The 23,824-nt window shown below is 72.1% G+C and carries 27 protein-coding genes and 1 tRNA gene; 13 read left to right on the top strand and 15 right to left on the bottom strand.

Annotation, left to right across the window (positions count from 1 at the left end; translation table 11 throughout):
* The first annotated feature begins 51 nt into the window (after window positions 1-51).
* On the top strand, window positions 52-801 hold the full coding sequence (locus tag Q7T67_RS01000) for an SDR family NAD(P)-dependent oxidoreductase (RefSeq protein ID WP_304785460.1): 750 nt from the start codon (window positions 52-54) through the stop codon (window positions 799-801).
* Between the two features lie 27 nt (window positions 802-828).
* Here the strand turns inward: Q7T67_RS01000 and Q7T67_RS00995 are convergent, their stop codons facing one another.
* On the bottom strand, window positions 829-1,776 hold the full coding sequence (locus tag Q7T67_RS00995) for an AraC family transcriptional regulator (protein WP_304785459.1): 948 nt from the start codon (window positions 1,774-1,776) through the stop codon (window positions 829-831).
* 143 nt (window positions 1,777-1,919) lie between these two features.
* On the opposite strand from Q7T67_RS00995, the gene Q7T67_RS00990 reads away from it, so the two are divergent.
* Window positions 1,920-2,591 (top strand): NAD(P)H-binding protein, encoded by a 672-nt coding sequence (locus tag Q7T67_RS00990; RefSeq protein ID WP_304785458.1) that lies wholly within the window; start codon window positions 1,920-1,922, stop codon window positions 2,589-2,591.
* On the opposite strand, the gene Q7T67_RS00985 is transcribed toward Q7T67_RS00990, so the two are convergent.
* Together Q7T67_RS00985 and Q7T67_RS00980 are read right to left on the bottom strand one after the other, a co-directional pair.
* Window positions 2,563-3,687: a zinc-binding dehydrogenase gene (locus Q7T67_RS00985; protein ID WP_304785457.1), complete on the bottom strand. Its 1,125-nt coding sequence runs from the start codon at window positions 3,685-3,687 to the stop codon at window positions 2,563-2,565. The two genes, Q7T67_RS00990 and Q7T67_RS00985, sit on opposite strands and share 29 nt — an antisense overlap.
* 209 nt (window positions 3,688-3,896) lie before the next feature.
* Window positions 3,897-4,757 (bottom strand): helix-turn-helix transcriptional regulator, encoded by an 861-nt coding sequence (locus tag Q7T67_RS00980; protein ID WP_304785456.1) that lies wholly within the window; start codon window positions 4,755-4,757, stop codon window positions 3,897-3,899.
* 86 nt (window positions 4,758-4,843) lie between these two features.
* Between Q7T67_RS00980 and Q7T67_RS00975 the strand changes: the two genes are divergently transcribed.
* The gene (locus Q7T67_RS00975; RefSeq protein ID WP_304785455.1) at window positions 4,844-5,620 is read left to right on the top strand and encodes an SDR family NAD(P)-dependent oxidoreductase; all 777 of its coding nucleotides are present in this window, start codon (window positions 4,844-4,846) and stop codon (window positions 5,618-5,620) included.
* Window positions 5,621-5,664: 44 nt separating this feature from the next.
* Here the strand turns inward: Q7T67_RS00975 and Q7T67_RS00970 are convergent, their stop codons facing one another.
* The 3 genes from Q7T67_RS00970 to Q7T67_RS00960 form a co-directional block, all read right to left on the bottom strand.
* Window positions 5,665-6,030, bottom strand: a complete 366-nt coding sequence (locus tag Q7T67_RS00970) for a hypothetical protein (protein ID WP_304785454.1) — start codon at window positions 6,028-6,030, stop codon at window positions 5,665-5,667.
* A 120-nt stretch (window positions 6,031-6,150) separates the two neighbouring features.
* Window positions 6,151-6,810, bottom strand: coding sequence for a hypothetical protein (locus Q7T67_RS00965; RefSeq protein WP_304785453.1), 660 nt, complete (start codon window positions 6,808-6,810; stop codon window positions 6,151-6,153).
* Between the two features lie 75 nt (window positions 6,811-6,885).
* Window positions 6,886-7,347, bottom strand: a complete 462-nt coding sequence (locus tag Q7T67_RS00960; protein WP_304785452.1) for an ASCH domain-containing protein — start codon at window positions 7,345-7,347, stop codon at window positions 6,886-6,888.
* A 271-nt stretch (window positions 7,348-7,618) separates the two neighbouring features.
* On the opposite strand from Q7T67_RS00960, the gene Q7T67_RS00955 reads away from it, so the two are divergent.
* Window positions 7,619-8,539, top strand: coding sequence for a haloalkane dehalogenase (locus tag Q7T67_RS00955; protein ID WP_304785451.1), 921 nt, complete (start codon window positions 7,619-7,621; stop codon window positions 8,537-8,539).
* A gap of 350 nt (window positions 8,540-8,889) precedes the next feature.
* Here the strand turns inward: Q7T67_RS00955 and Q7T67_RS00950 are convergent, their stop codons facing one another.
* On the bottom strand, window positions 8,890-9,489 hold the full coding sequence (locus Q7T67_RS00950) for a TetR/AcrR family transcriptional regulator (protein ID WP_304785450.1): 600 nt from the start codon (window positions 9,487-9,489) through the stop codon (window positions 8,890-8,892).
* A 102-nt stretch (window positions 9,490-9,591) separates the two neighbouring features.
* Here Q7T67_RS00950 and Q7T67_RS00945 point away from each other — a divergent pair, with 102 nt between their 5' ends.
* From Q7T67_RS00945 to Q7T67_RS00930, 4 genes are all read left to right on the top strand, one after another.
* Complete coding sequence (locus tag Q7T67_RS00945) at window positions 9,592-11,016, top strand: cytochrome P450 (protein ID WP_304785449.1); 1,425 nt, start codon at window positions 9,592-9,594, stop codon at window positions 11,014-11,016.
* A gap of 134 nt (window positions 11,017-11,150) precedes the next feature.
* The gene (locus Q7T67_RS00940) at window positions 11,151-11,789 is read left to right on the top strand and encodes a TetR/AcrR family transcriptional regulator (RefSeq protein WP_304785448.1); all 639 of its coding nucleotides are present in this window, start codon (window positions 11,151-11,153) and stop codon (window positions 11,787-11,789) included.
* Window positions 11,786-12,682, top strand: a complete 897-nt coding sequence (locus Q7T67_RS00935) for an alpha/beta fold hydrolase (RefSeq protein WP_304785447.1) — start codon at window positions 11,786-11,788, stop codon at window positions 12,680-12,682. Before Q7T67_RS00940 ends, Q7T67_RS00935 begins: the two co-directional genes overlap by 4 nt.
* A 404-nt stretch (window positions 12,683-13,086) precedes the next feature.
* Entirely contained in the window at window positions 13,087-13,572 is a 486-nt protein-coding gene (locus Q7T67_RS00930; RefSeq protein WP_304785446.1) for a YdeI/OmpD-associated family protein, read from the top strand.
* Window positions 13,573-13,716: 144 nt separating this feature from the next.
* On the opposite strand, the gene Q7T67_RS00925 is transcribed toward Q7T67_RS00930, so the two are convergent.
* From Q7T67_RS00925 to Q7T67_RS00915, 3 genes are read right to left on the bottom strand one after another with little or no spacing between them, the layout of a single operon-like run.
* Window positions 13,717-14,598, bottom strand: coding sequence for an alpha/beta fold hydrolase (locus Q7T67_RS00925; RefSeq protein ID WP_304785445.1), 882 nt, complete (start codon window positions 14,596-14,598; stop codon window positions 13,717-13,719).
* On the bottom strand, window positions 14,595-15,239 hold the full coding sequence (locus Q7T67_RS00920) for a glutathione S-transferase family protein (RefSeq protein WP_304785444.1): 645 nt from the start codon (window positions 15,237-15,239) through the stop codon (window positions 14,595-14,597). Before Q7T67_RS00920 ends, Q7T67_RS00925 begins: the two co-directional genes overlap by 4 nt.
* A gap of 6 nt (window positions 15,240-15,245) precedes the next feature.
* The gene (locus Q7T67_RS00915; RefSeq protein WP_304785443.1) at window positions 15,246-15,383 is read right to left on the bottom strand and encodes a hypothetical protein; all 138 of its coding nucleotides are present in this window, start codon (window positions 15,381-15,383) and stop codon (window positions 15,246-15,248) included.
* A gap of 118 nt (window positions 15,384-15,501) precedes the next feature.
* Here Q7T67_RS00915 and Q7T67_RS00910 point away from each other — a divergent pair, with 118 nt between their 5' ends.
* Window positions 15,502-15,909 carry a helix-turn-helix domain-containing protein gene (locus Q7T67_RS00910; RefSeq protein ID WP_304785442.1) on the top strand — a complete coding sequence of 136 codons (408 nt, stop codon included), beginning with the start codon at window positions 15,502-15,504 and terminating at the stop codon, window positions 15,907-15,909.
* 76 nt (window positions 15,910-15,985) lie between these two features.
* Here the strand turns inward: Q7T67_RS00910 and Q7T67_RS00905 are convergent, their stop codons facing one another.
* A complete protein-coding gene (locus tag Q7T67_RS00905) occupies window positions 15,986-16,525 on the bottom strand; it encodes a TetR/AcrR family transcriptional regulator (protein ID WP_304785441.1) in 540 nt (179 codons plus the stop codon).
* Between the two features lie 60 nt (window positions 16,526-16,585).
* Between Q7T67_RS00905 and Q7T67_RS00900 the strand changes: the two genes are divergently transcribed.
* Window positions 16,586-17,275: an SDR family oxidoreductase gene (locus Q7T67_RS00900; protein ID WP_304785440.1), complete on the top strand. Its 690-nt coding sequence runs from the start codon at window positions 16,586-16,588 to the stop codon at window positions 17,273-17,275.
* Between the two features lie 35 nt (window positions 17,276-17,310).
* Here Q7T67_RS00900 and Q7T67_RS00895 read toward each other — a convergent pair whose 3' ends face one another.
* Window positions 17,311-17,976 carry a TetR/AcrR family transcriptional regulator gene (locus Q7T67_RS00895; protein WP_304785439.1) on the bottom strand — a complete coding sequence of 222 codons (666 nt, stop codon included), beginning with the start codon at window positions 17,974-17,976 and terminating at the stop codon, window positions 17,311-17,313.
* 116 nt (window positions 17,977-18,092) lie between these two features.
* Here Q7T67_RS00895 and Q7T67_RS00890 point away from each other — a divergent pair, with 116 nt between their 5' ends.
* On the top strand, window positions 18,093-19,085 hold the full coding sequence (locus tag Q7T67_RS00890; protein ID WP_304785438.1) for a hypothetical protein: 993 nt from the start codon (window positions 18,093-18,095) through the stop codon (window positions 19,083-19,085).
* A 282-nt stretch (window positions 19,086-19,367) separates the two neighbouring features.
* Window positions 19,368-19,592, top strand: coding sequence for a hypothetical protein (locus Q7T67_RS00885; RefSeq protein WP_304785437.1), 225 nt, complete (start codon window positions 19,368-19,370; stop codon window positions 19,590-19,592).
* A gap of 326 nt (window positions 19,593-19,918) precedes the next feature.
* Here Q7T67_RS00885 and Q7T67_RS00880 read toward each other — a convergent pair whose 3' ends face one another.
* Window positions 19,919-20,485 (bottom strand): hypothetical protein, encoded by a 567-nt coding sequence (locus Q7T67_RS00880; RefSeq protein ID WP_304785436.1) that lies wholly within the window; start codon window positions 20,483-20,485, stop codon window positions 19,919-19,921.
* A 230-nt stretch (window positions 20,486-20,715) separates the two neighbouring features.
* Between Q7T67_RS00880 and Q7T67_RS00875 the strand changes: the two genes are divergently transcribed.
* Window positions 20,716-22,110 carry a DUF4041 domain-containing protein gene (locus Q7T67_RS00875; protein ID WP_304785435.1) on the top strand — a complete coding sequence of 465 codons (1,395 nt, stop codon included), beginning with the start codon at window positions 20,716-20,718 and terminating at the stop codon, window positions 22,108-22,110.
* A gap of 27 nt (window positions 22,111-22,137) precedes the next feature.
* On the opposite strand, the gene Q7T67_RS00870 is transcribed toward Q7T67_RS00875, so the two are convergent.
* The gene (locus Q7T67_RS00870) at window positions 22,138-23,313 is read right to left on the bottom strand and encodes a Fic family protein (RefSeq protein WP_304785434.1); all 1,176 of its coding nucleotides are present in this window, start codon (window positions 23,311-23,313) and stop codon (window positions 22,138-22,140) included.
* A 368-nt stretch (window positions 23,314-23,681) separates the two neighbouring features.
* Window positions 23,682-23,753, bottom strand: a tRNA-Arg gene (locus tag Q7T67_RS00865).
* Between the last annotated feature and the right edge of the window lie 71 nt (window positions 23,754-23,824).

Genomic DNA, 23,824 nt, shown 5'->3' with positions numbered 1-23,824 from the left:
CATCGGGTGTTCGGGACCGAACATTCCACAACCATCGATCGCGGAGTTCCCATGACCAAGATCCTCGAGGGCAAGGTCGCCGTCGTCACCGGCGCGACGAGCGGCATCGGCCTGGCGATCGCCCGCCGCTACGCCGACGAAGGCGCTCGGCTGTTCATCACGGGACGGAGGCAGGAGGCGCTCGACGCCGCCCTCGCTGAGCTGGGCGAGAACGCGACCGGCATCCGTGCCGACGCGTCCGTCGCCGCCGACGTCGACGCGCTCTTCGCGGCGGTGCGCGACGCGGCCGGCCACGTCGACGTCCTCGTCTCGAACGCCGGCGGGGGCTCCTTCGCACCGCTCGGCGCGATCACCGAGCAGCAGTACCAGGACACCTTCGACACGAACGTCAAGGGCACGCTCCTCACGGTCCAGGGAGCGCTGCCCCTGCTCGTCGACGGGGCGGCGATCGTCCTCATGAGCTCGAACGCCTCGATCCTCGGGGGCGAGGCGTTCAGCATCTACGCGGCGTCGAAGGCCGCGGTCCGCAGCTTCGCCCGCGGCTGGGCGAACGACCTCAAGGACCGCGCCATCCGCGTGAACGCGCTCTCCCCGGGACCGACGCTGACGCCGGGGCTGACCGGTCTCGTCCCGAACGACCAGAAGCAGGGGCTGCTCGACGATCTCGCCCGGGGTGTGCCGCTCGGGCGCGTCGCGGATCCGTCGGAGATCGCGGGCGCCGCGCTGTTCCTGGTCTCCCCCGACGGGAGCTTCGTCAACGGCGTCGAGCTGTTCGCGGACGGCGGCCAGTCGCAGATCTGACGGCGGGGCGCCGCGGCAGGCGGCGCGTCAGGCGCTCCGGTCGAGGGCGGTCGCCCGTCGCCGGAACTCGCTGGGGCTGACACCGCGGATGCGCTTGAACGCGGTGCTGAACGCGAACGCGTCGGCGTAGCCGACGACCTGCGCCACCTCCTCCAGCATCGTCGGCTCCGGTGCGCTCAGCAGGTCGGCGGCCAGGGTCATGCGCCAGCGGGCGAGGTAGGTCAGGGGCCCCTCGCCGAGGAGCTCGGCGAACCGACGGGCGAGTGTCGACCGCGACACCCCGGTCCGCGCCGCGAGCCCGGCGACGGTCCACGTCGCGGCCGGGTCCGCGTGCAGGAGGCGCAGCGCGGCGCCGACCACCGGGTCGCGCTGCGCGGCCCACCAGGCCGGCGGGTCGTTGCCGGGGCGGTCGAACCACTCGCGCAGCGTGCAGACCAGGAGCCAGTCCAGCAGGCGGTCGAGCACGGCCTGCTGGCCGGGGGCGTCCACGGCGATCTCCGCGGCCAGGTGGTCGAGGACGGGATCGCCGGTCTCGACGGCCGGGACGCGGATCACGGTCGGCAGCGCGTCGAGCAGGCGGTAGCTGATCTCGCCGCCCACCGGGTACGCGCCCACGACGACGGTCGTGCTGCCGGGCGCGTCCGGGGCGGCGTCGCACCACCCGCGCCGGTGCACGGACCCGGGGCGACCGAGCGTCGAGCGGCGCTCGCCGCAGGGGACGGTCGGCGCCGTGGTGCCGATCTCGTCGACGAACGCGAAGCCGGCGGGCCCGCATACGACGACGGTGTCCCGGGCGCCGAGGTGCTCGGGGGGACGACCGTCCGGGACGATCCAGCCCGAGCCGTGCAGGACGCTCACGAGCGTCAGCGGCGGGCCGTCGTCGAACCGGAGCGCCCACGGTGCGCGCAGCGTGGAGCGTCCGAAGGTCGAGTCGTCGGCGCGCACCCCACGCATCACGTCGCTGAACACGTCCACGTCCGCATCGTAGGACGCCCGCACATGCGATCCGGCGTCCTGGCCATTCCGGTGGGGCCCCCGGAGCGGGACGCTGGGTCCATGACCGCACGCGAGACGCCCGACCCGGGCACGACCCGCTCCGCCGCCGCCGGAGGCGCACGATGAAGGTCTTCGTCTTCGGCATCACGGGCGGCGTCGGTGGACTGCTGGCCACCGAGCTGCTGCGGCGGGGAGACGACGTCGCGGGCCTCGTGCGACGCGAGGACCAGCGGAGCGCGCTGCGGTCGCGCGGGATCGCCGCTCGGGTGGGCGATCTCGCCACGATGTCCGCGTCGGCGATCGCCGACGCGATCCGCGGCTCCGACGTGCTGGTCTTCAGCGCGGGATCCAACGGCGGGAGCACGGCGACGACCGAGGCGATCGACCGCCGCGCCCTCGCGACGGTCACCGACGCGGCGGGGTCGGCGGGGGTGCGACGTCTCGCGTCGGTCTCCGTCCTCCCCGAGTCGTGGCGCGAGCGCGACCTCGACGAGGAGCTCGAGTCCTACTTCACCGTCAAGAAGGACGCGGACGTCGCGCTCAGCCGCAGCGCCCTGGACTGGCTCATCCTGCGCCCGTCGATGCTCGTCGACGCCGCCCCGACGGGCACCGTCTCCCTGGGGCCGGCGGAGCTCCACGGCGAGATCGCCCGGGCCGACGTCGCGGTGACGCTCGCCGAGCTCCTCCACGAGCCCGGGATCCGGAGGCAGATCCTCGAGCTGAACGGCGGTGCCGTCCCGATCGCGGAGGCCGTCGCGGCGAACGTCAGGGGCGGTCCAGCGTCGGGTCGATGAGGTACTTGGTCCCGGTGCTGCGCCGCCCGAAGACCGCCAGGTGCTCCGGGTCCAGCACGTCGGCGAGGCCGATCGTCCGGGCGTAGGTCGACGCGAAGGTCGTGTGCAGCTCGTCGAGCACCCGGCCCCGCATCGCGGCCACGACCTGGGGCGGCAGGCGGGTGAGCGCGTCGGTCAGCAGGAAGCCGCCGACGCTCCAGCGCATGCCGAAGGTCCGGTCGATCGTCGTCGGCGCCCGGTCCAGGCTGCCGTAGACGTGGACCTGCTTGTGGGTCTGCGACCCGTACGGCGTCCAGGGCCCGTCCCGCTCGGCGGTCCGCTCCATCGCCGCGAGGATCTCGCCGGCCAGCGTGCCCCCGCCGACGGCGTCGAAGGCCACGGTCGCCCCCGTCGCCGCGACCGCGTCGGTGAGGCGGTCGGCGAAGTCCGGCAGGGACGAGTCGACGACGTGCTCGGCGCCGAGCTCGACGAGCGCCTCGACCTGCTCGGCGCTGCGGACCACGTTGACGAGACCGACGCCGTCGTCGCGGCAGATCCGCACGAGCATCCGTCCGAGGTTCGACGCGGCGGCCGTGTGCACGAGCGCCGTGTGTCCCTCCTCGCGCATCGTCGCGACCATGGCCAGCGCCGTCAGGGGGTTGACGAAGATCGCCGCCCCGTCCGCGGCCTCCACCCCGTCGGGGAGCGGGACGACGGAGGCGGCGTCGGTGAGCCGGAGGTCCGACCACATCGCCCCGCCCAGGGTCGCGACCCGCCGTCCGAGGAGCCCCTCGGCGTCCGGGCCCGCCGCGATGACCGTCCCGGCGCCCTCGTTGCCGACCGGCAGCGCCCGGTCGAGCCGGTCGCGCAGCGCGGGGATGGCCCGTTCGGGCACGACGCCGTCCAGACCGCCCGCGACGGGCGAGAGCGTCCCGGGGTCCGCCGGCCCCAGCAGGACGCCGAGGTCCGAGGGGTTGATCGGCGTGGCCTCGATCGACACGAGCACCTGCGAGCCCGTCGGGGCGGCGACGGGCTCGTCGACGATCCGGAGCTGCAGCGCGCCGTCGGAGGTGATGGTCGAGCGCAGGGTGCGCCCGCTGGTCGGTGTGGTGGTCATGCCGTCCTCGTGGGGGTCTCGGTGGTGCGCCCCATCATCGCGGGGTGCGAGCGCGTCGGTGCGGACGCGACAGGGAGGACCTCTCGCGGAGCACCGACTTCCCGGACGGCGCGCAGATCCCGTCGTGAGCGACACCGGCTCCGCAGGTCTGGCCGGCACGTCGTAGCCGCCACCGACACGGGGGCGGGCGGCGCCGGGCCACCCGCCGACTACCGCGGTCGGCCGGCCCGGACACCGTCCACGCCGAGCACGCCGAGGAACGCGAGCGCCTCGGCCGCCGGCGAGCCCTGCGGGGCGGAGTAGAGCACGAGGTGCTGGTCGCGATCGACGAGCGTGGTGGCGTCGCAGTCCACGGTGACGTCGCCGACGACCGGGTGGTGGAAGGTCTTCGTCAGCATGGGCGCGACCCGCACGTCCTGGCGCTCCCACAGGCGCCGAAACTCGGGGCTGCCGTCGAGCAGCTCGGCGACCAGACCGACGACGTCCGGATCGGTGGGGTAGCGGGCCCGGGTGGCACGAAGCTCCGTCACGACGGTGCTGCGGAACTCGGCCGCGTCCGAGACGCCGTAGAGGCCACCGTCCGCGGGGTCCACGGACCGGAGGAACGCCCGTCGCGCGAGGTTGCGGTCCTCGGGATCGAGGTGCCCGAAGTCCTCCATGAGCGCGGCGGCGAGCTCGTTCCAGGCGAGCACCTCGAACGCGGCGGACATCACGAACCCGGCCGTCCCGGGGAGCCGCTCCAGGAGCGCGAGGATGCTCGGGCGGACGTCCCGGCGGTGCACCCCGGTGCGGCTCGGCGCGGTGCCGGCGAGGACGTGGAGGTGGGCGGACTCCGCGTCCGTCAGCCGCAGGGCGCCGACGATCCCGGCGAGCACGTCGCCCGACGGGCGCGGCGCACGGCCCTGCTCGAGGCGCACGTAGTACTCGATGGAGATGTGCGCGAGGACCGCCACCTCCTCGCGGCGCAGCCCCGGCGTCCGGCGCCGCGATCCGGAGGCGAGGCCGACGTCCTCGGGGCGCAGCCGCTCGCGACGGCTGCGCAGGAACGCGCCGAGCTCGTGCTTGTCCATGCACCGAGTATGCGCCCTCGGGGCCGCCGCATCCTGGTACTGCCCGTGCCTGGATCCGGCTGCCGCGCCGCTCGACACTCCGACCCATGACCACTCACGCCCCGCCCATCGGCCTGCTCCACGAGAAGGTGATCCTGATCAGCGGCGCCAGCCGCGGCATCGGTGCGGCCGCGGCCCGCCTGTTCGCCCGGGAGGGCGCCGCCGTCGTCCTGGGGGCCCGGGGCACCGACGCGCTGGACCGGGTCGTCGCCGGGATCCGTGCCGCCGGCGGCGTCGCCGACGCCGTGCCCCTGGACCTCGCCGACGAGGCGAGCGTCCGCGCGGCGGTGTCGCGGGTCGAGGACCTGCACGGCCGACTGGACGGGGCGTTCAACAACGGGGCGGCGATCCAGGCGCCCGGTCCGTTGGACGCGACGAGCGGCGAGGACCTCGACCGGCAGTTCGCGGTGAACTTCCGCGGCCACTGGACCGCGATGACCGCCGAGGCCGCGTTGATGCGCGCCGGCGGTGGCGGCGCGATCGTGAACACCTCGAGCATCGGGAGCCGCCGCGCGAACCCCGTCCTGCCCGCGTACGGGGCGATGAAGCGCGCACTCGACAGCATCACGGAGTCCGCGGCGGTGACCTGGGCCCCGGAGGGCATCCGCGTCAACGGCATCACCCCCGGGGGGACGGCCACGGAGATGATCGACGAGTGGGAGGCCGCGACCCCCGGAGTGGTCGCGCAGGTGACGGCCTCGATCCCCCTCGGCCGGATGGCGGAGCCCCACGAGGTCGCGGAGGTCGCGGCGTGGCTGCTCAGCGACCGCGCGTCGTTCGTCACCGGGGCGATCGTGCCCGTCGACGGGGGTGCCGGGGCGTGACGAGGTGACCTCCGGCGCCGGCGCGCGGGGCGATGGCGGCGGGGTCAGACCGCGGGTCGGTGGGTCGAGACGATCTCGATCGTTCCGCGGATGTGGTCGTTGAACTCGTCGAGGTCTTCGGCCGGCACCCAGAGCTCGTCGATCCCGCGACCCCCGACTCGCCGGGGCTCGAACCTCCTCAGGTACGTGCTGTCGACCTCGAACCGCAAGACGTGGCCGACGTGCTCCGACGCAGGATCCTTCGTGTTCCAGTCGCGGGCGATCTTCGTCGCGTACTCCTCGTTGAGGACGGGGTAGAAGATCGGCTGTCCCAGCAGTCGCGGCGGGAACCGCTTCCACGCGGACGCCTCGATCAGGTCGAGTTCCTTCTGCCCGACGGGCCGCCAGAGCGTGGTGGTCGACTCGGTCATACGGCACAGGCTCGCACCGTCGCGCGACGACCGCGAACAGTCGGAACGACACCGTCTTCCTGCGGACGGCGGGACGCCGGATCGGCTGCTGAGCCGGCGTCGGCCGCAGGCGACCGTCCGTCAGTCGGTCGGTTCGAGTCGCGCGGTGATCCGGTGACCGAGGCCGTTGCGGCAGGTGACGGTCTGGGAACGGGCGCCGGTTCGAGAGCAGTCCCAGTCGTCCAGGGTCGGGTATCCGGGGCCGGCGTCGCTCAGCCGGATGGTGCGGTGCCTGGGCAGACGGCTCGAGCTGCGCGTCGTGGCGGCGAGGTGGTCGAGGAGCTGTCCTGAGGTGCGGCAGGAGTAGGGGTCGTCGGCGGTCGCACGGAGCGAACGGAGCGTCCATCCGGGGTCCGCGAAGCCCGCGCGGAGTCTGCTGCCGGTGCAGGCGCGGGGTGCGGTGTCGAACGTCGCTCGCGTGGCCGGGCTCGGTCGGAACTCGCCGCCGCCTCCGAAGTCGTCGAAGAAGCTGATGCCGCCGGCCGTGCGCCGGCTCCGGCTGCCGAACTCGTAGCGGCAGTCCTGCTGGCTGCCGTAGTTGCGGTCGTGACTGAGCTGGGCCGCGGGGCATGCGACGTACCGCACCGCTGCGTCGGTGAAGTCGGCCCCGTGACGGTCGGTCAGGAGGCGCGTCACGCGTGACTCGAACTCGGCGCGGGTCGGGGTGGTGTCCGCTGCGGCCGTCGCCGTGCCGGCGAGGAGGACCAGTGCGGTGGCTGCGGACAGGAGTGGCGGGCGCATGGTGTTCCTGGGCAAGGGGGACGGTCGGACCATGAACCCGGGCGGACGTGAATCGTTGCGGATCGCCGGGCCCTGTCAGAACGTCTCGCCGAGCTCGACCCATTCGACGACGACGGGTGCGTCGTCGGCCGGCGTGAACGCCGGGTCGCCGATCTCGTCCCGGAAGTCGTCGCTGGTCCAGAACTCCATGTGCGCCGCGCGCCACTGGTCGACGGACGCGAAGCCCTCGCCCTCGCCGACCGCGATCCGGAGGTCGACCTCGTCCATCGGGACCACGTCGACCGCAGAGACGGTCAGGAGTGCCACGGGCCGTCGCTGCGAGTCGACCATGATCGATCGGTCGCCCGGGACGGGGAGGGGCTCGTCGGCGATCTCGTACTCGAGCAGCAGGGACGATCCGGCGGTCTTCGTGCCGTCGAGGTACGCGGCGATCAGTCGTTCCCGCAGCTCGCCGGGGAACGCGATCTCGGCGACCGCCGTACCCGTCAGGTCGGGACGATCGGCGAAGAGGTCCTCGAGGGATCGAGACGACGGCACGGGCCGAACGTAGCGAACGAGGCGCCGGGACCAGCGTCGCGGGACCATGCGGCCCTGGCGAGGCTCCGCAGCGGCGAGCCACGGACGGTGCGGATCGCCATCTCCTCCCGCGGCGGCGGGACGACGACCTACGCCGTCCCGATCTACGACGAGCGCGACACGGGCATCGAGGCGGCGGCGACGGCCGCGAAGTGCGAGTGGCCGTAGAGGCTGCGTCCGGCTTTCCGTTCACGACGCCCGCGCCGCCCACCCCCGGGGCTAGGGTCCGGGCATGGACGCCCTGCGCACGCCCGACGAGCGGTTCGACGGCCTCAGCGGCTGGACGTACGCTCCGCACTACGCAGAGGTCGACGTCGACGGGTCGGGCACGCTGCGGATGGCCTACGTCGACGAGGGGCCGGCGGACGGGCCGGTCGTCGTGCTGCTGCACGGTGAGCCCAGCTGGTCCTACCTCTACCGGCACATGATCGGCCCGCTCGTCGCGGCCGGGATGCGCGTGATCGCTCCCGACCTCATCGGCTTCGGCCGTTCGGACAAGCCGACCGCACTCGAGGACTACACCTACGTCCGCCACGCCGGCTGGATCGAGGACCTGCTCTTCCTCAAGCTCGAGCTGCGCGACGTCGTCCTGTTCGGCCAGGACTGGGGTGGGCTGATCGGCCTGCGGCTCGTGGGGCAGCAGCCCGAGAGGTTCTCCGCGGTCGTGGCCTCGAACACGTTCCTGCCGACCGGGGAGCGGCCGCTGGGCAAGGCGTTCGAGGCCTGGCGCTCGTACTCGCAGTCCGTCGACGTGTTCCCGGTGGCGAACATCCTCCAGGGCGCCACGGCCCGCGAGCTGTCGGCGGAGGAGCTCGCGGCCTACGACGCACCGTTCCCGGACGAGTCCTACAAGGCCGGCGCCCGCCGGTTCCCCGCGCTGGTCCCCGACCGGCCCGACGATCCCGGTGCGGTCGACAACCGCGCCGCGTGGGAGGGGCTGCGGTCGTTCCCCGGTCCGTTCGTCTGTGCGTTCGGCGACTCGGACCCGATCACCCGTGGCGCCGACCGCGTGCTGATCGCGCAGGTCGCCGGGGCGGCCGGCCAGCCCCACGAGACCCTCGGGAGCACCGCGCACTTCTGCCAGGAGGACGCCGGCCCGCGGTTGGCGGAGATCATCGTCGAGACGCACGCGCGGGTCGCTGCGGCCGACTGACCCGGGGCGGCTCTCGCGATCGCAAGCCCGCCGGCCGTCGGGGCGGCGGATGCCCCGAGCCGGTGGTCAGCCGGCGGCGCCGGCCGACGTACACGGGGGCGGGGGACGTTCGCCAGCTCGCAATGCCAGCGACGAGGGCTGCGAGGTGCCGCCGGGCGTTCGAGACGATGGTGGCGAACTCGGGACGGACCTCGGGGCAGTGCGTCCACATCGCGTGGCCCCACGGGTGCTGTGCGGTCCAGTCGCGGTACGTCGCGTCGGGGCGGGCAGCCGCGAAGCTCTGCGAGGACCTCCTCGGCGAGGGCGACGACCAGGCCCCCGCGGGTGCCGAAGCAGCGGCGGGGCAGACTTCACGCCCCGGACGCGGGCTCCCGTCGCGGTTGCGCGAAGGCCACGATGGCGTCGACGATGACCGGCGCGAGGTCCTCCATCGGCCCGTGGTCGAGGGCCGCACGGGCGACGAGCTCGGCCACGCCGGCGACCAGCAGGACCGCGGACAGCTGTGGGATCGGCCGTACCGCCGCGCCGCTGCCGGCGAACGACCGGGACATCTCGGTGAAGAGCCCCGCGAAGCGGTCGAGGGCCTCCCGGTGCAGGGCGATGCCGCGGGGGCCGAGACCGGGCAGGTCACGAGAGATGGCCGCGACGAGCAGCGGGTTGTCGTCCAGGGCGCGGAGGTAGGCGGTCACGCCGAGCTCGACCTGCTCCTCCCACGGCAGGTCACCGCCCACCAGGCGGGCGACGGCGTCGAAGGTCTCGATGCTGCCTTCCCGGATCAGCTCGACGAACGCCGACTCCTTGTCGGGAAAGGTGGCGTAGAACGTGCGCTTCGACATCCGGGCGTGGCGCACGATGTCGTCGATCTGGGTGTGCGCGAGCCCCCGCTCCCGCAGCGACGCGGCGAGGCCGTCGAGGATCCGTCGCCGTGGATCGCTGCTGGGTGCGGTCACCTCCCGAACGCTACTCGCGGAGGCACGTCGACCTGCCTTGCGTCGTACGGTAACCGGCAGTACCCTAGCTTGGGTACTCACGATTACCGCCGTGGAGATCCCGTGTCCAAGCTGTCCGTCACCCCGCTCGAACCGTCGGTGCCCCCGCGCCTCCCGGCCGGGCCCCGCCTGCCCACGCTCGTCAGCGCGGCACTGTTCGCGTTCGCCCGGCGGCCGTTCTTCACGACGTTGCAGCGGCGGTACGGGGACGCGTTCTCGATCCCGCTGCCGGGGATCGGGCGAGCCGTCGTCGTCTGCCACCCCGATCTCGTCAAGGCGGTGTTCACCGCAGACGCCGCCGTCCTGCACGCGGGAGAGAACCCCTTGGGGGACGTCCTCGGGCGTGGGTCGATCTTCGCGCTCGACGAGGAAGATCACCTGCGCGAACGCCGGCTGCTGCTCCCGGCGTTCCACGGCGACCGGATGCGCGTCTACGAGGAGCTCGTCGAGGAGGAGGCGCTGCGGGCGATGGCGGCGTGGCCGGACGGGGAGGAGTTCCCGACCCTGCCGTCCTTCAACGCGATCACCCTGCGCGTGATCCTGCGGGCCGTGTTCGGTGCCGCAGGCGACGAGCTCGACGAACTCGAGGACCTGCTGCCCGAGGCCACGGCGCTGGGGCAGCGCATGGTCGTCGCCCCGGCGCTGCGTCGCGACCTCGGGCGGCGGAGCCCGGGCGGGAGGCTGAAGCGCCTGCGCTCGCGGTACGAGGAGCTCGTGGGCCGACTGATCGACGGCTGCCTCGCCGACCCGGAGCTGTCCCAGCGGACCGACGTGCTCGCCATGATGCTCCAGGCGGGGCAGGACGGCGGCGGCGAGGTCGACCGGACCGCCGTGGCCAACGAGCTGTTGACGCTCCTGGTCGCCGGTCACGAGACGACCGCGTCGTCCCTCGCCTACGCCGTCGAGCGGCTGCGTCGTCACCCGTTGGTCCTCCGCCGGCTCGAGGAGGAGGCGGAGACGGGCGACTCCACCTACCGGGCCGCGACGATCCTCGAGCTCCTGCGCCACCGCACGATCATCGGTGGGACCGGTCGGCGCGCCGTCGTGCCGGTGCAGCTCGGCGAGTGGCGGATCCCGGCGCGAACGATGCTCTTCCCCGCGCTGGCGACGATCCACGACGACACCCGCTTCCACGCGCACGCAGAAGGCTTCGATCCCGGCCGCTACGTCGACGCGAAGCCGGGGACCTACACCTGGGTCCCCTTCGGCGGGGGGCGTCGCCGGTGCCTCGGGGCGTCGTTCGCCCTCTTCGAGCTCGAGATCGTCCTCCGTACGATGCTCCGGCACTTCGACCTCGAGCCGACGAACCGGCGGGCCGAGCGGCAGAGCTTCCGCGGCCTCGCCTACGCCCCCTCCGACGGCGGACTCGCGGTCGTCCGGCGGCGACCTGTCCCGCGGCACGGGGACGCGGTCGCGTCCGTCGCCACCGAGGTGCCTCGGGCCGCTGCCGCCCCCGCAGCCGCGGCGGGGTGCCCCGTGGCGCACTGACCGGCACCGAGGGGCACCCGGGCGGCGACGGCGACGGTCGCAGCTCGGGCGTCGCCCAGCCCCGGGCGGCGAGAGCGTCGAGCCGCGTCCGGGCAATCTGAGACGTTCGCGTTCCTGATTGCTACCGTGGGTGCATGGGAGACCGCACCACGCCGGGTCGCGTCTACGGCGGGCGCACCACGGAGGAGCGCACCGCCGATCGACGCGAACGGCTCCTCGACGGGGGTCTGAACGAGTTCGCCTCCCGCGGCTGGGACGGGGCGACGGTCGCCGGTGTGTGCGAGCGCGTGGGGCTCAGCCGCCGCCAGTTCTACGAGGAGCACGCCGATCGCGAGGCACTCTTCGCCGCCATCCTCGAGCGCGTCCTCTCCGACGTCCGTCGCGTCGTCACCATGGCCGCCGGCGACACCGCGACACCGCCGGAGGACCGCCTCCGGGCAGCGTTGGCCGCGGTCTCGTCCTACTTCCTCCAGGACGCACGGATCACTCAGGTCTGCCTCGTCGAGTCGTTCGCGACCCCGCGCCTGCGGCGATTGCGCGGCGACGCGCTCGCGGACGCAGCGACCCTCGCCGCGCGGATGATGCAGGCGCTCCGAGCGACGCCGGACCAGCCGCCGGATCCCGCGCTCACCCTCTCGGCCCACACCCTCACCGGGGGTCTCGCGGAACTCCTGATCGCCGCCGCCGACGGACGATCCCCCGGCACGCCGGGGGCGGTCGCCGACGACGTCGCCGACCTGTTCCTCGCCGCTTCCCGAAGGGCCACTCGATGAGCGACCACTCCGCCGCCGGCGTGCGGGACCCGTCGAGCCCCGGCGGCCCGTCGCCCCGCCGGAGCCGCCGGACCGCCGCTCCCCAGCCGTCCTTCCGGGGCGGAGCGGGTGAGCCGCTGCTGCTCGTGCATGCCGGATGGACGTCCTGGGAGATGTGGAAGCCGTTCGTGGCCGCCCTCGGCGGACGCCGCGACGTCATCGCCCCGACGCTGCCCGGACACATCGGAGGCCCCGAGCTTCCCTTCGTCGTGGACCCCGGACCAGGCCGTGAGCGATTCGACGTCCTCGTCGACGCCCTGGAGCGCCACCTGGACGACCACGGCGTCCACGAGCCGATCGACGTCGTGGGCAACTCGATCGGCGGCTGGGCCGCCCTCGAGCTCGCCCGTCGTGGCCGGGCGAGACGCGTGGTGGCGATCGGGCCGATGGGCATGCACGACGCCGCTCAGGGCCGTGCGCTCGAACGACGGTTTCGCCCCCGCCACCGCCTCGCGCGCCTCAGCCGTCCTCTCGCAGCCGCAGCGCTCTCGGTGCCGGCGATCCGACGCGTCGCGCTCCAGGACCTCGTCGTCGACGCGGGCCGCCTCGATGCGCAGTTCGCAACCCGCATCGCCGAGGCCTTCACGTGGGCCGACGTGCCGGCCCTGTTCGATGCCGCCCGCGCACCGGACGGCAGCCTGGACCGCATCGTCAGGGCCGACGAGATCGACACCCCGGTCCTGCTCCTGTGGGGCGACCGGGACACGATCGCCGACCGGACACAGATGGATCGCTACCTCGCCGCGCTGCCCGACGCCGAGCTCCAAGTGCTCCACGGCGCGGGACACTGCCCGCAACTGGACGACCCCGCCGGTGTCGCCCGCGCGGTATCCGCCTTCCTGCAGGCGGGCTGACGCTCCCCGGCACGGCGTTCCGGTCGGCGACGGCGCGCGAGCGCCTCGAGGATCCCGTGTTCCGCAGCCGACCGACGACCCAGGCGGACGATGCGCTCGAGCGTCACCTCGTGCCATCCCGCGTGCCCAGCGATCGCCCGACCGGGCCGATGTCGAGCAACCACCTCTGCACCGCCCGCCTCGACAGGTACGATTCGTCCTGACGGAAGCGGAGGCAGCAAGCGCGACGAGCCAGCCGGTGTCTCGCCTCGCGCCGGTTCGTCGCTGCTCGAAGGGCTGGCGACGGGGCTGCGGCGACGAGCCGACGAATGCCCCCCCCCGATGAGTTCGGAACGACGCGGCGGTCTCAGCTCGACCACCCGCCGCGCGTCCCGAATGGCGGGCTCCGATCGAAGGACAAGCACATGGTCTCCACTCCCCCCACGCCCGACCCCGCCGTCCGCTTCCGCAGCACGATCGTGTCCGGCGGCGGGGCCACGACCGGCGTGCTGGTCCCGCCGCAGGTCGTCGAGGAGCTCGGCGGCGGGCGCCAGCCACTGGTCGCCATCACCGTCGGCAGTCACAGCTACCGCGGAATGATCGCGACCCGTGGTGGTCGCTCACTCGTCTCGCTGAGCGCCGAGAACCGCGAGCTGGCCGGGGTCGGGGCCGGCGATGAGGTCGACGTGACTCTCGCGCTGGACACCGCTCCCCGCACCGTCGAGGTCCCCGACGACCTCGCGTCCGCCCTCGAGGCGCTGCCCGGTGCTCGGGCGTTCTTCGACGGGTTGACGGCGAGCCAGCAGAAGGGCTTCGTCACCACGATCGAACAGGCGAAGGCGGCCGAGACTCGCGCCCGGCGGGTAGCGAAGGCGGCGGAGGCGCTCGCGGCAGGACGCAAGCGCGTCTGAGGGACCGACTTCCGCGGGACGGTCCTGTGCCGGGCTCCCGTCACCGTGGACCGGCGGCCCAGGGCCCGCGATCGCTCACGAGCGTCCGACGAGCGGTCGGCTCCCGGACGGCGGTCGACCTCAGAACCGTGCGCTCGGGCCGGTTCAGGCGCCGGTTCCGTCCCCGAGGAAGGCGATCGTGCGGTCGAACACGTCGTCGGTGTCGAGCATCGGCCAGTGTCCACCCTTCACGAGCGCGGTCTCGGTGGGGCCGCCGAGGGCCGCCGTCAGGACGTCCGCTTCGTGGGGGCCGACGTAGGGGTCGTCGGTGCCCCAGAGGACGAGCGCCGGCGCGACGACGTCGGGCAGGTTTGCGCCGTAGCGCCCCAGGAGCTCGGGATCGGCTGAGCGGTAGAGGCTGAGGATCGCGCGCTTCATCCCTGGGTCGAGGTCGCGCTTCACGCGGTCCAGGAGGTCGGCGTCGAGCGGGCGGAGGCCCGGGCGCTGCAGGCGAGTCAGGAGCTTGATGGTGAAGCGGTTGAAGACGGTCATGCCGACCTCGCCCACCACGCGGGGTCGCCAGAGGTAGGTCGCCAACCAGTGCCAGCGGTAGTCCGCCGAGAGCGGGACGATGTCGATCGCGACGAGTCGCTCGAGCTGCTGTGGCCGCCGCGCTGCGGCGGCGAGGGCGAGGCTGCCCCAGTCGTGGACGACGAGGTTGAAGCGGGGCACGTCCAGGGCGTCGACGAATGCGTCGAACCATGCGACGTACGCGACCAGCGTCGCATCGAACGCCGCGGGGTCGGGTCGTTCCGAGCGCCCGAACCCGGGGAGGTCCGGAGCGATGACGCGACCGATCTCGCCCGCCCGGTGGAGGATCGGCAGCCAGGCGTCGGCCGAGTCCGGGTTCCCGTGCACGCAGATCGTCGGGACCTCGCCGGTCCCGGTGTCGTAGAAGAACGTGTCGACGCCGGCCGCGCGGACCCGCCCCGACGGGACGGGGGTGTCAGGGAGCGGCGCCTCGAGCGGTCCTGGGGTGCGTGTCATCTCGTCCTCGATCCGCGGGGCATGGTCGTTCTGGCCGATGCCGCGCCGGGGTGTCGGACGCTCTCGGCGCGGACGTTCGCCGGGCGCGCCGCCGCGCGCTCGACGTACTCGCGGAGCGGGCCATCCTCGTCGGCTAGTCCGCGGCGGTAGGCGGTGCCGAGCGGGCCGCTGCAGAGCACGTCGGCGACCGTGAAGGTGTCGCCGAGCATCCACCGCCGCTCGCTCACGACGTCGCGGAGGACCGCGGCGACGGTGGCGAAGTGCTGAGCGGCAGCCTCGACCTCCTGGAGCGTCCCGCCCCGTGTGGCCCGCATCCATCCGAAGACGGCCGGCTCGAGCTCGGCCATCGCGAAGAACAGCCATTGGTAGAGCGCAGCGCGGTCGCTCGTGCCGACGGGCGGGGCCAGGCCGGCGTCCGGATGGAGGTCGGCGAGGTGCAGGCAGATGGCGGCGGACTCGAAGACGTGCCGGCCGTCGTCGAGCTCGAGGACCGGGACGCGGCCGAGCGGGTGCAGCGCGCGATGCTCGGGGCCGGTGCGCTCGGCCCCGGTCATGACGTGGAGGTCGTAGTCGATGCCGAGCTCCTCGAGGGTCCAGAGCACCCGGGTCGATCGACTCCCGGGCAGGTGGTGGAGGCGCACGACGCCCTAACCGGCGAACGCCGCGACGGGAGCGCAGAACCCGATCACGATCGTGCGCAGCGACGGCATCATCCGCAACGCGGGCTGGAAGGCCTCGGTGGCGAACGACGCGTTGCGGGTGGTCAGGGTCTCGGAGACGGTCATGGTCTGCTCGATCGCGGTTGTAGGTCCAACTTCCGGACTGACTGCGGTGTACCGTACAGGCATGGGTCCAGAAGTGCTACCGAGTCCCAGGACGTGTTCGCTCACCGACGCGGTCGGCGTGCTCGGCGACAGCCACTCGTTGCCGTTGCTGCGGGAGATCCTCTACGGGTATCGCCGGTTCTCCGAGCTGGCCACGCTGACCGGGGCTCCGCGGTCGCTGCTGACCTCCCGTCTGCGCAAGCTGGAGTCCGCCGGCGTCATCGCCCGCCGCCGGTACTCCGAGCGCCCGCCCCGCGACGAGTACGTCCTGACCGACGCCGGGTACGACCTCGTCCCGGTGCTCCTCGCGCTCAAGGTCTGGGGCGAGCGCCACACGGGAGAGCACCATCAGCCAACGGCCGTGTTCCGTCACCGTTGTGGCGCAGAGCTGCATCCCGTCGTGGTGTGCGAGGCCTGCGGGGACGAGGTGCGGCCGGGGGAGTTCGAGGTCTCCGGGGGAACCCACCCGCCGATCCTGCGTCCTTGAGGCCACCCCGCCTGGATCGGTCGTCGGGGGTCGACGTGCGTGCTGCGTTCTGAGGGACTTGCGTCGTGGGGACGTCTCAGCGGCGCAGGCCGGCGAGCACGATGGTGCTGAGGCGGCGGGCCGATTCGGCGCCGAGGGTGGAGAGCACGGCCACGTTGGCCACCAGCAGCGCCGCGACGTCGTCGATGTGCGCGTCCGGACGGGCGGAGCCGGCGTCGATCGCGTCGGCGAGCGCCGCGCCGACACCGTTCATCGCGGTGGTGCACTCCTGGGCGAGCGCGCTGCCGGGCGGTGCCTGGGCGATGGACTGGGCCAGCGCCGGCGTCAGGATCTGCATCTCCACCAGGCCGTGCAGGTGGCTCTCGAGCCGGTCCCACGGGTCGACGCAGGCTTCGGCGCGTGCCGCGATCGAATCGACCTGCTCTCGCAAGAGGCCCGTCATCGCGCCATCGATGAGCCCCTCCCGGGAGCCGAAGCGGTTGTAGAGGGTTCCGATGCTCACGCCTGCCCGGGCGGCGATCGCTTCGAGCGAGGCGCCGAGGCCCTGCTCGGCGAACACCTCCTGCGCCGCCGCCCTCAGCCGTTCTGCGTTGCGTCGGGCGTCGGCACGGACCACGTGTCGAGAGTACCTCCGCCCTGGTTCGCTATAACTTGAGGCATGTCTCAGGTTATTGCGGTGTTCGGTGCCGGTCCCGGTCTGGGTTCCGCGGTCGCCAGGCGGTTCGGTCGCGAAGGCTTCGAGGTCGCACTCGTCGCACGGCGCCCCGCGCCCCTCGCCGCGTTGGCCGACGAGCTCTCGGCGGACGGCATCACCGCACGCGCCTTTCCTGCAGATCTCTCCTCTCGCGGCGGGGCGTCGGACGTGGTGGAACGCATCCGGAAGGAGATGGGACGCATCGACACCGTCTATTACGGCCCCGTCGGGTCGGAGGTCGGCTTCACCCCGGCGCGATCGCTCACCTCGGCCGAGCTGCGAGCAAACGTGGAGCTGCTGACGCTGGCCCCGGTCGACATCGTCCAGGCCGTGCTTCCGGAGATGACCGAGCGACGCAGCGGAGCGATCCTGTTCGGCTTCGGCACCACCGCGGCGCAGCCCAAGGCCGACCGCAGCGGCGCGGGCCCCGCCATGGCCGCCACCCGGAACTACGCCCACGGCCTCGCCGCCGAACTCTCCGCGCACGGCATCCACGTGGGATCGCTGCTGATCTCGGCCCTGATCGAAGGCAGCGCCGCGCACACGGCGCTCGCCGGCGGCGACGACGCCGCGCCGATCCCGTATCCCGTGGTCGAGCCGGACACGCTCGCCGAGGCTCTCTGGACGATGGCCGCCGAGGGCTCGCCAGTCGAGACCCAGCTGCCCTCCTAACACCAGCGTCTCGACCGCCCGCTCCGCGTCCGATCTCAGCGTCCGACGGTGTGGGAGCGGACCACCACGTCGTGGACGATGCTGAGGTCGATCGGCGGTGGAAGCTGGGTGCGAGGCTCGCCCGGCCGCAGGCCGTCCAGGAAGATCGCCAGATAGCGACGCCACAGCTGCGGGGCAAGGTCACGGCTGGCGTCCAGCAGCGAGCTGAGCATCAGCTGCAGCAGCGGTAGGTCCTGGGTGTCCGCGTCGGCGCGGATCGCGCCGCTGTCGCGCGCGCGCTGCATCACCGCCGCCGCGAGCGGTTCGAGCCGCGCCCGGATGCGTTCGACCCTGTGCGAGCCGTGCTGGCTGCCGGTCAGCAGCTGTTGCAGCGCGACGTTGGCGCTCGCCAGCTCCAGAGAGCGTTCGAGCAGCGCGACCAGGCCGTCCCACGCGTCCGGGGTGTCCAGCGCCTGCTGGGCGATGTCGACGACGACGAGCAACTCGTCGTCCAGCAGCGCGTCGATGAGCTCTTCGCGGTCGGGGAACCGGCGGTACACGGTGCCGACGCTCACGTCGGCGCGTCTGGCGATGACCTCGTGCGAGGCGCCGAGGCCCTGCTCGCGGAAGACCTCCAGCGCCGCGGCGCGGATGCGCTGGACGTTGCGCCGGGCGTCACGGCGCAACGGCGGCTCGGGGACGGCGTCGATCGACGGGGACACCACAGGACCGTAGCGCAAAAACGAGGCAGTCCTCAACTTGAGAACTGCCTCTCAACTTATTTGGTAGCGTGCCGACAGGAAGTTGAAGGCTCATTCTCATTTACCTGGAAGGCACCATGGTTCCCGACGAACGCCCCTCCGCACCTCGCGCCGGTGACGACGCAAAGAAGGTGCTGGGCCTGTCCGCTGCGCTCGCTGCGGTGATCGTGGTGATGCTCCTCGCGTTCGTCCTGCCGAACCACGGCAGTGGCCCCAACGCCGCACCCATCGGCACGGTCGGCGTCGCCGCCCAACAGGCCGGCGCCAGGCTGGATCCTCGTGGGTGGGACGTCCGCCCATACGAAGACGCCCGCGCGCTGCAGGCGGTGATCAAGGACCGTGAGGTGGTCGGCGGGATCGAGTCGACCGGCCGGCAGTGGCGGATCTACACGGCCATGGCCGCAGCACCACAGGTCACCGCCGCGCTGACCTCCGCCGGCTCGGCAGGCGCCCAGGCCGCCGGGACGATCGCAAGGCCCGTCGAGGTCGTCCCGTTCCCCCAGGGCGACCCGCGCGGGACCGGGCTGGCCGGCGCCGGCCTGCCCCTGGTGTTCGGCGGCCTGCTCCCGGTCGCGCTCTTCTTCAACCTGCTCACCGGAGCGCGCCGCAACCGCCTCGAGATCGTGGGCGTCGCGACGTACTCCCTGATCGCCGGCTTCGGCGTCGCGCTCTTCCTGCAACTCGTGTTCGAGACGATCGACGGCAGCATCCTGCTGAACGGCCTCGGGTTGAGCCTCGGGATCGGCGCGCTGGCGATGACCCAGCTGGCGCTGATGACCGCCTTCGGCTACGTCGGCTTCGGGATCGGCGCGGCGATCGCGATGCTGGTCGGCAACCCGCTGTCCGGGCTGGCCTCGGGCCCCTACTGGCTGCCGGACGGCTGGGCCACGCTCGGCCAGATCCTGCCTCCGGGCGCCGCCGGCAGCCTGCTCCGCGCCACCGGGCTGTTCGACGCCACCGGCGCGCTGGGACCAGCGCTGATCCTCGGCGGATGGCTCCTGATCGCACTCGCGACGCTGGCGTTCGCCACCCGCACCACCGGCGATCCGACGCCGATCGCTACGGCGTGACCGCCCGCGAGCGCCGCCGACCGCGCGATCAGCGAAGCGGGCGTCCGGGGAGCCGACCGGTCGTTGAGGCGACGCTTCCGCCGTCCTGCGGCGCGAGGTGTTCGCCGTGGAGACGGGAGACGTACTGATCGAGGTGGCGCGTGGTGCGATCCAGTTCGATGGCGAGGCGGCTCAGCGCGTCGGTGACGGCGGTGCTTCTCGCCTCGTCCTCTGTTGCGACGGGGATCGTGCTCCCGGACGCTGCCATCAGGCCCTGCGCTCCCGGGCCGAGGGCGCGGTCTCGTGCGTCTCTGGAACGTCGATCTGTCGCTGGGGAGTTGCAATCAGATCGCGCAGCACGGCGACGTCGTCGACCGCTGCGTCGATCTGCTGAGGCGTCGGGGCCGTTCCGGCGAGCCAACGGTCCGTGAGGACGTCCAGGCGCTGGACGAGTGCGTGGGCAAGATGACGCAACTCTCCCGGTGGGGACGGGTCAGCCCTGAGCATGTGACGGGACCAACGCCGTGAAGGCCCGAATGGATGCACTCGAGGCACCATCGTTCGGCGCGACACGCGAAGCACCGCCGGTGTCCGCGCTGCCCGGGCGCGGCGCCCGCAGTGCCCCCGGCAAGAATCGAACTTGCGCACATGGTTTAGGAACACGATCGCGGGGGTCGGGCCAGGTCGGTCTAGGTCGAAACAGGCAGGTTTCAAAGGCGATTCGGGCAGGCCAGCTTCGACGAAACTTGCACAAGACGAAGCACAAGGTGCCGCTGGGGCACAAGAAATCGGGCCCTGATCGCTCGTCCTTGGGTCCGCGGCCGTGACCTCTCCGGGGGCCGCTGGGGGCGGTCTCAGCCGCAGGCCGCGCAGCGGTTGTTCTGCCGCCCGATGTGCGTGATCCGATCGCCCGGTCGGATGGACGAGCGGCAGCCGGAACAGGTGCCGGGGTACCGGGCGATCATCGACCGGCCGCGCGGGCCGGCCACCGACGCCGAGGCGACGACGGGACGATCTGCTCCTGACGCTGTCCCTCCGTTCGCGGGCCCGGGGGCACGTTGGAAGGCGTGGGCCGAGAGGCGGATCACGACGATGACCAGTACGGCGAGGAGCGCTCCGGCGAGTGTGCCGCCGCCGATGCCGACGAGGTAGGGCTGGAACGTCGTCCAGAGGGTGTCGCCCATGCATTTTCCGAGCGAGTCGCTCGAGGTGCCGGTGCAGTTCGTCGGCGTCACTGGATGGTTCGCCGCCCAGAACAATCCGGCGAGGAAGCCCGCGCCGGTCGTGAGGCGGAGAAAGGCGTCGGCGGCTTCGTTGGCGAGCGACGGTCGGCGGCGTGCCATCTGAGCATCGTGGCCGCAACGGTCACGTCGGGCGAGCAGTCTCAGCAAACCTTCGATCTGTTGGAAGCGGCAGTCCATTCCGCTTGTCATCGGTGTGGTGGGGACGTAGCGTCGCGGAATGAGTGTGTGGAAGCGGGTGCGTGACGAGGTCAGGTACGGCGCCGGTGGATCTCCTTCGGCGGACGACCGAGTGCCCCTGGTGGGCGACGACGCGGGGGTCGCCGAACCAGAGCCGGAGGTGAAGGTCCCCGTCGAGGCCACGGCAGAGCAGCCCTCGAAGGTGCCGCTGTTGGGAGCGCGGGGCGCGGGTGCGGGAGCTGCAGGACCGGAACGGGGAGCTCAGCCGAGGGGTGGCGGAGCTCCGCGCGCACCTCGATCGTACGGGCGCCCTGACGGTCTACGACCTCGAGCAGCAGCGCGAAGAACTCCAACGACAGATCATCGACCTGCGCGACACCTCGACCCGAGAGCGCCGCGAAGCCCTTGCGCAGCTCGACGCGCAACTCGTGGCCGGTCGGGCAGAAGGGGAAGCGCAGCTACGCGATCTCGCGCGGAGTGTGGGGGAGGCACGGGCGGAGCTGGACGAGCTCCGCAGGTCGGTGGTCGCGACGACCGACGAGCAGTTGCTGCAGGAGGTCGGGGTGTACGAGTTCCGGCACCCCCTCGACGACGCCGTCGCGTACAAGGCGGAGCTCGATGACGTTCGCGGAGCGATGAAGGCCATGGCGCGAGCTGACGGCGGTGCGGTGACCGGGGCGACGGGCTGGACGGTCAACGGGTCCGAGGCGCAGGGTCGGAAGATGGTGCGGGAGAACTGCAAGCTGATGTTGCGGGCCTACAACTCCGAGGCGGACGCGTTGGTCCGCGGTCTCAAGCCGTACAAGCTCGACGGCGCCGTGTCGCGGCTGACGAAGTCCCGCGAGGTGATCGCGAAGCTCGGCCGGACGATGAGCATCGAGGTCTCGCCCAGGTACCACCGCTTGCGCATCCGCGAGCTCGAACTGACGGCCGACTATCTCGCCAAGGTCGCCGAAGAGAAGGAGCGCGAGCGCGAAGAAAAGGCTCGGCTGCGGGAGGAGCGCAAGGCCCAACAGGAGCTGCAGCGCGAGCGCGAGCGACTCGACAAGGAACGGCAGCACTACGCCAACGCTCTGGCATCACTGGAGAGCAAGGGCGACCTCGAGGCCGCGGGGAAGCTCCGGGCGCAGCTCGACGACGTGGACCGGGCGATCAACGACGTCGACTACCGCGCCGCGAACATCCGCGCCGGCTACGTGTACGTGATCTCGAACGTCGGGGCGTTCGGGGAACGAATGATCAAGGTGGGCATGACGCGTCGCCTTGAGCCCTTGGATCGCGTACGCGAGCTCGGCGATGCCTCGGTGCCGTTCCGCTTCGATGTGCACGCGTTGTTCTTCGCCAACGATGCGGTCGGGATCGAAACGGCGATGCACCAGCGCCTGGCCGACCGCCGCGTCAACATGGTCAACCTCCGCCGCGAGTTCTTCTACGCCACACCACAAGAAGCGCGCGAACACCTGCTCGACCTCGCGGGCGACCTGCTCGAGTACGTGGAGGACCCGGAGGCGCTGGAGTTCCGACAGTCGCAACCCGACCGCGCGAGCAGCGGCGTTGCTGCTGAGGTCGAGAACGCGAAGACTTCAGGAACTCGCGTCACCGCCGGAACCATCCCCGCATCCTGAAGCTGGCGCCAGATAACGGGAGTCCGGTCAACTCGTGAGGAGGGTCAAGACGTCGGGCGCTCGGAAGACTTCGGCGCCGGCGGGCGTTCGGAATCCCGACGGTTCGAGGATCCCGACGGCTTGGAGTGCCTGGATCGCGTTGGCCGCGCCTTGTCCCGACAGCTCGTATAGGCGCGCGACCTCGGGCCGTGAGACGTAGGGGCGTCCGACGAGGTCGGCTGCGAGCCGCTCGGCGGCGCCGCGTTTGCCGGCGGCGTGGACGCGGGCGCGAAGGTCGGTTTGGAGGCCGAGAAGGCCTTCGACCTTGCTGCGGGACTCCTCCGCGGAAGCGGCGACGCCTTCGGCGAAGAAGGCGATCCAGCGGTCCCAGTCGCCGGTGCACGAGAGGTCGAGCAGTTCGTCTTGGTAGGCGGTCCGGCGTGCCTCGAACCAAGGCGAGACGACGAGGAGAGGCTCCCGGATGATCGCGCCTCGCAGAAGTTGGACGATGACGAGCAGCCTGCCGAGGCGGCCGTTGCCGTCGGAGTAGGGGTGCAGGGTCTCGAATTGATAGTGAGCCATCGCGGCCTGGACGACGGTCGGGAGCTCCGGTGGTGTTTCGATCCAGTCGAGAAGCGCTTCGACGCCGCTGCGCAGCTGATCTCCGGGCGGGGGTGGTACGAACCGGGCATCGGCGAGGGGCCGGCCGCGCGACCCGATGACGACGACGCGGTTGCGGATCTGTCCGGCGTCGCCGAGTTCGCTAGCAGTCCCTGTGACCAGGGTCTGCTGGAGATCCCCGAGCATCGAGATGGTGAGCCGTCGATCGTCGGGCCAGGAGAACGCGAGCTCGGCCATCTGCTCGAAGTTCAGGACTTCGCGCAATGCGGCGGGGAGGTCGGTCTGCGCCTGGTCGGCGGCCAGGACGTCCGCGATGGGTGCGTAGGTGCCCTCGAGGGCGCTGGTGCTCTGGGCCTCGCGGCGCAGGGCGGGGCGGCGCAGGAGTCCGGGGTTCGGGATCAGGCGGGCAGTGCCGTCGAGCCGGGCGAGGGACGCAGTGGCGCGGTTGACGGTGGTCCACGTGCTTGTCGAGAGCTGGACCTCGACCGGCAGCGGTTCGGGAAGGAACGCGTGGCCGTCGACCGTCTTGCGCGTGAGGGGGTCGGGAAGTCGGAGCGGAACGACTGTGCCGATGGGGCTGGCGGTGAGTCGTTCGAGATCCACGATCCAAGTATTGCGTCCGAAACTTGGATCTGGGGGGAGGGTTCCCAACTTCACTTGGGACGCCGGGAGCCCGGGCCAAGTTTCGCTCACGAAACTAGGGCCCTAGCCCGAGCGCTCGATCGGCGCCCGACTCGGGGCAGGGTTTCGACCCGGGTCCCCGGGCAGCGATCCGTGCCACAGATCTGCCCACTGAGGATAATCCAGGACCCAGAACGGTGAGCTCTTGCCGCGCGCCTCAGTATCCCGAGAGGAATCTGGCGTCCTAAGCGCTCGCGCGAGTCGGTCGGGACGTGGGAGTGGCCCAGAGAACCATGTGCACGAGAGACGTGCGCGTAAGACAGCGAGCTTCGATTCTCAGGTACTTCCGATGCCCCCGGCAAGAATCGAACTTGCGCACATGGTTTAGGAAACCAATGCTCTATCCACTGAGCTACGGGGGCGGGCTCCGGGAATCCTAGAGGCCGCGATCGCGCGGTGGCGCCTGCTCGCACACGCCCGGGCGGTCCCGTGT

The sequence above is a fragment of the Patulibacter sp. genome, assembly GCF_030655195.1.
In the GTDB taxonomy this organism is placed as follows: domain Bacteria; phylum Actinomycetota; class Thermoleophilia; order Solirubrobacterales; family Solirubrobacteraceae; genus Patulibacter.
The sequence above is the reverse complement of the archived record's forward strand: the minus strand, read 5'-3'. Positions and strand labels throughout refer to the sequence as shown.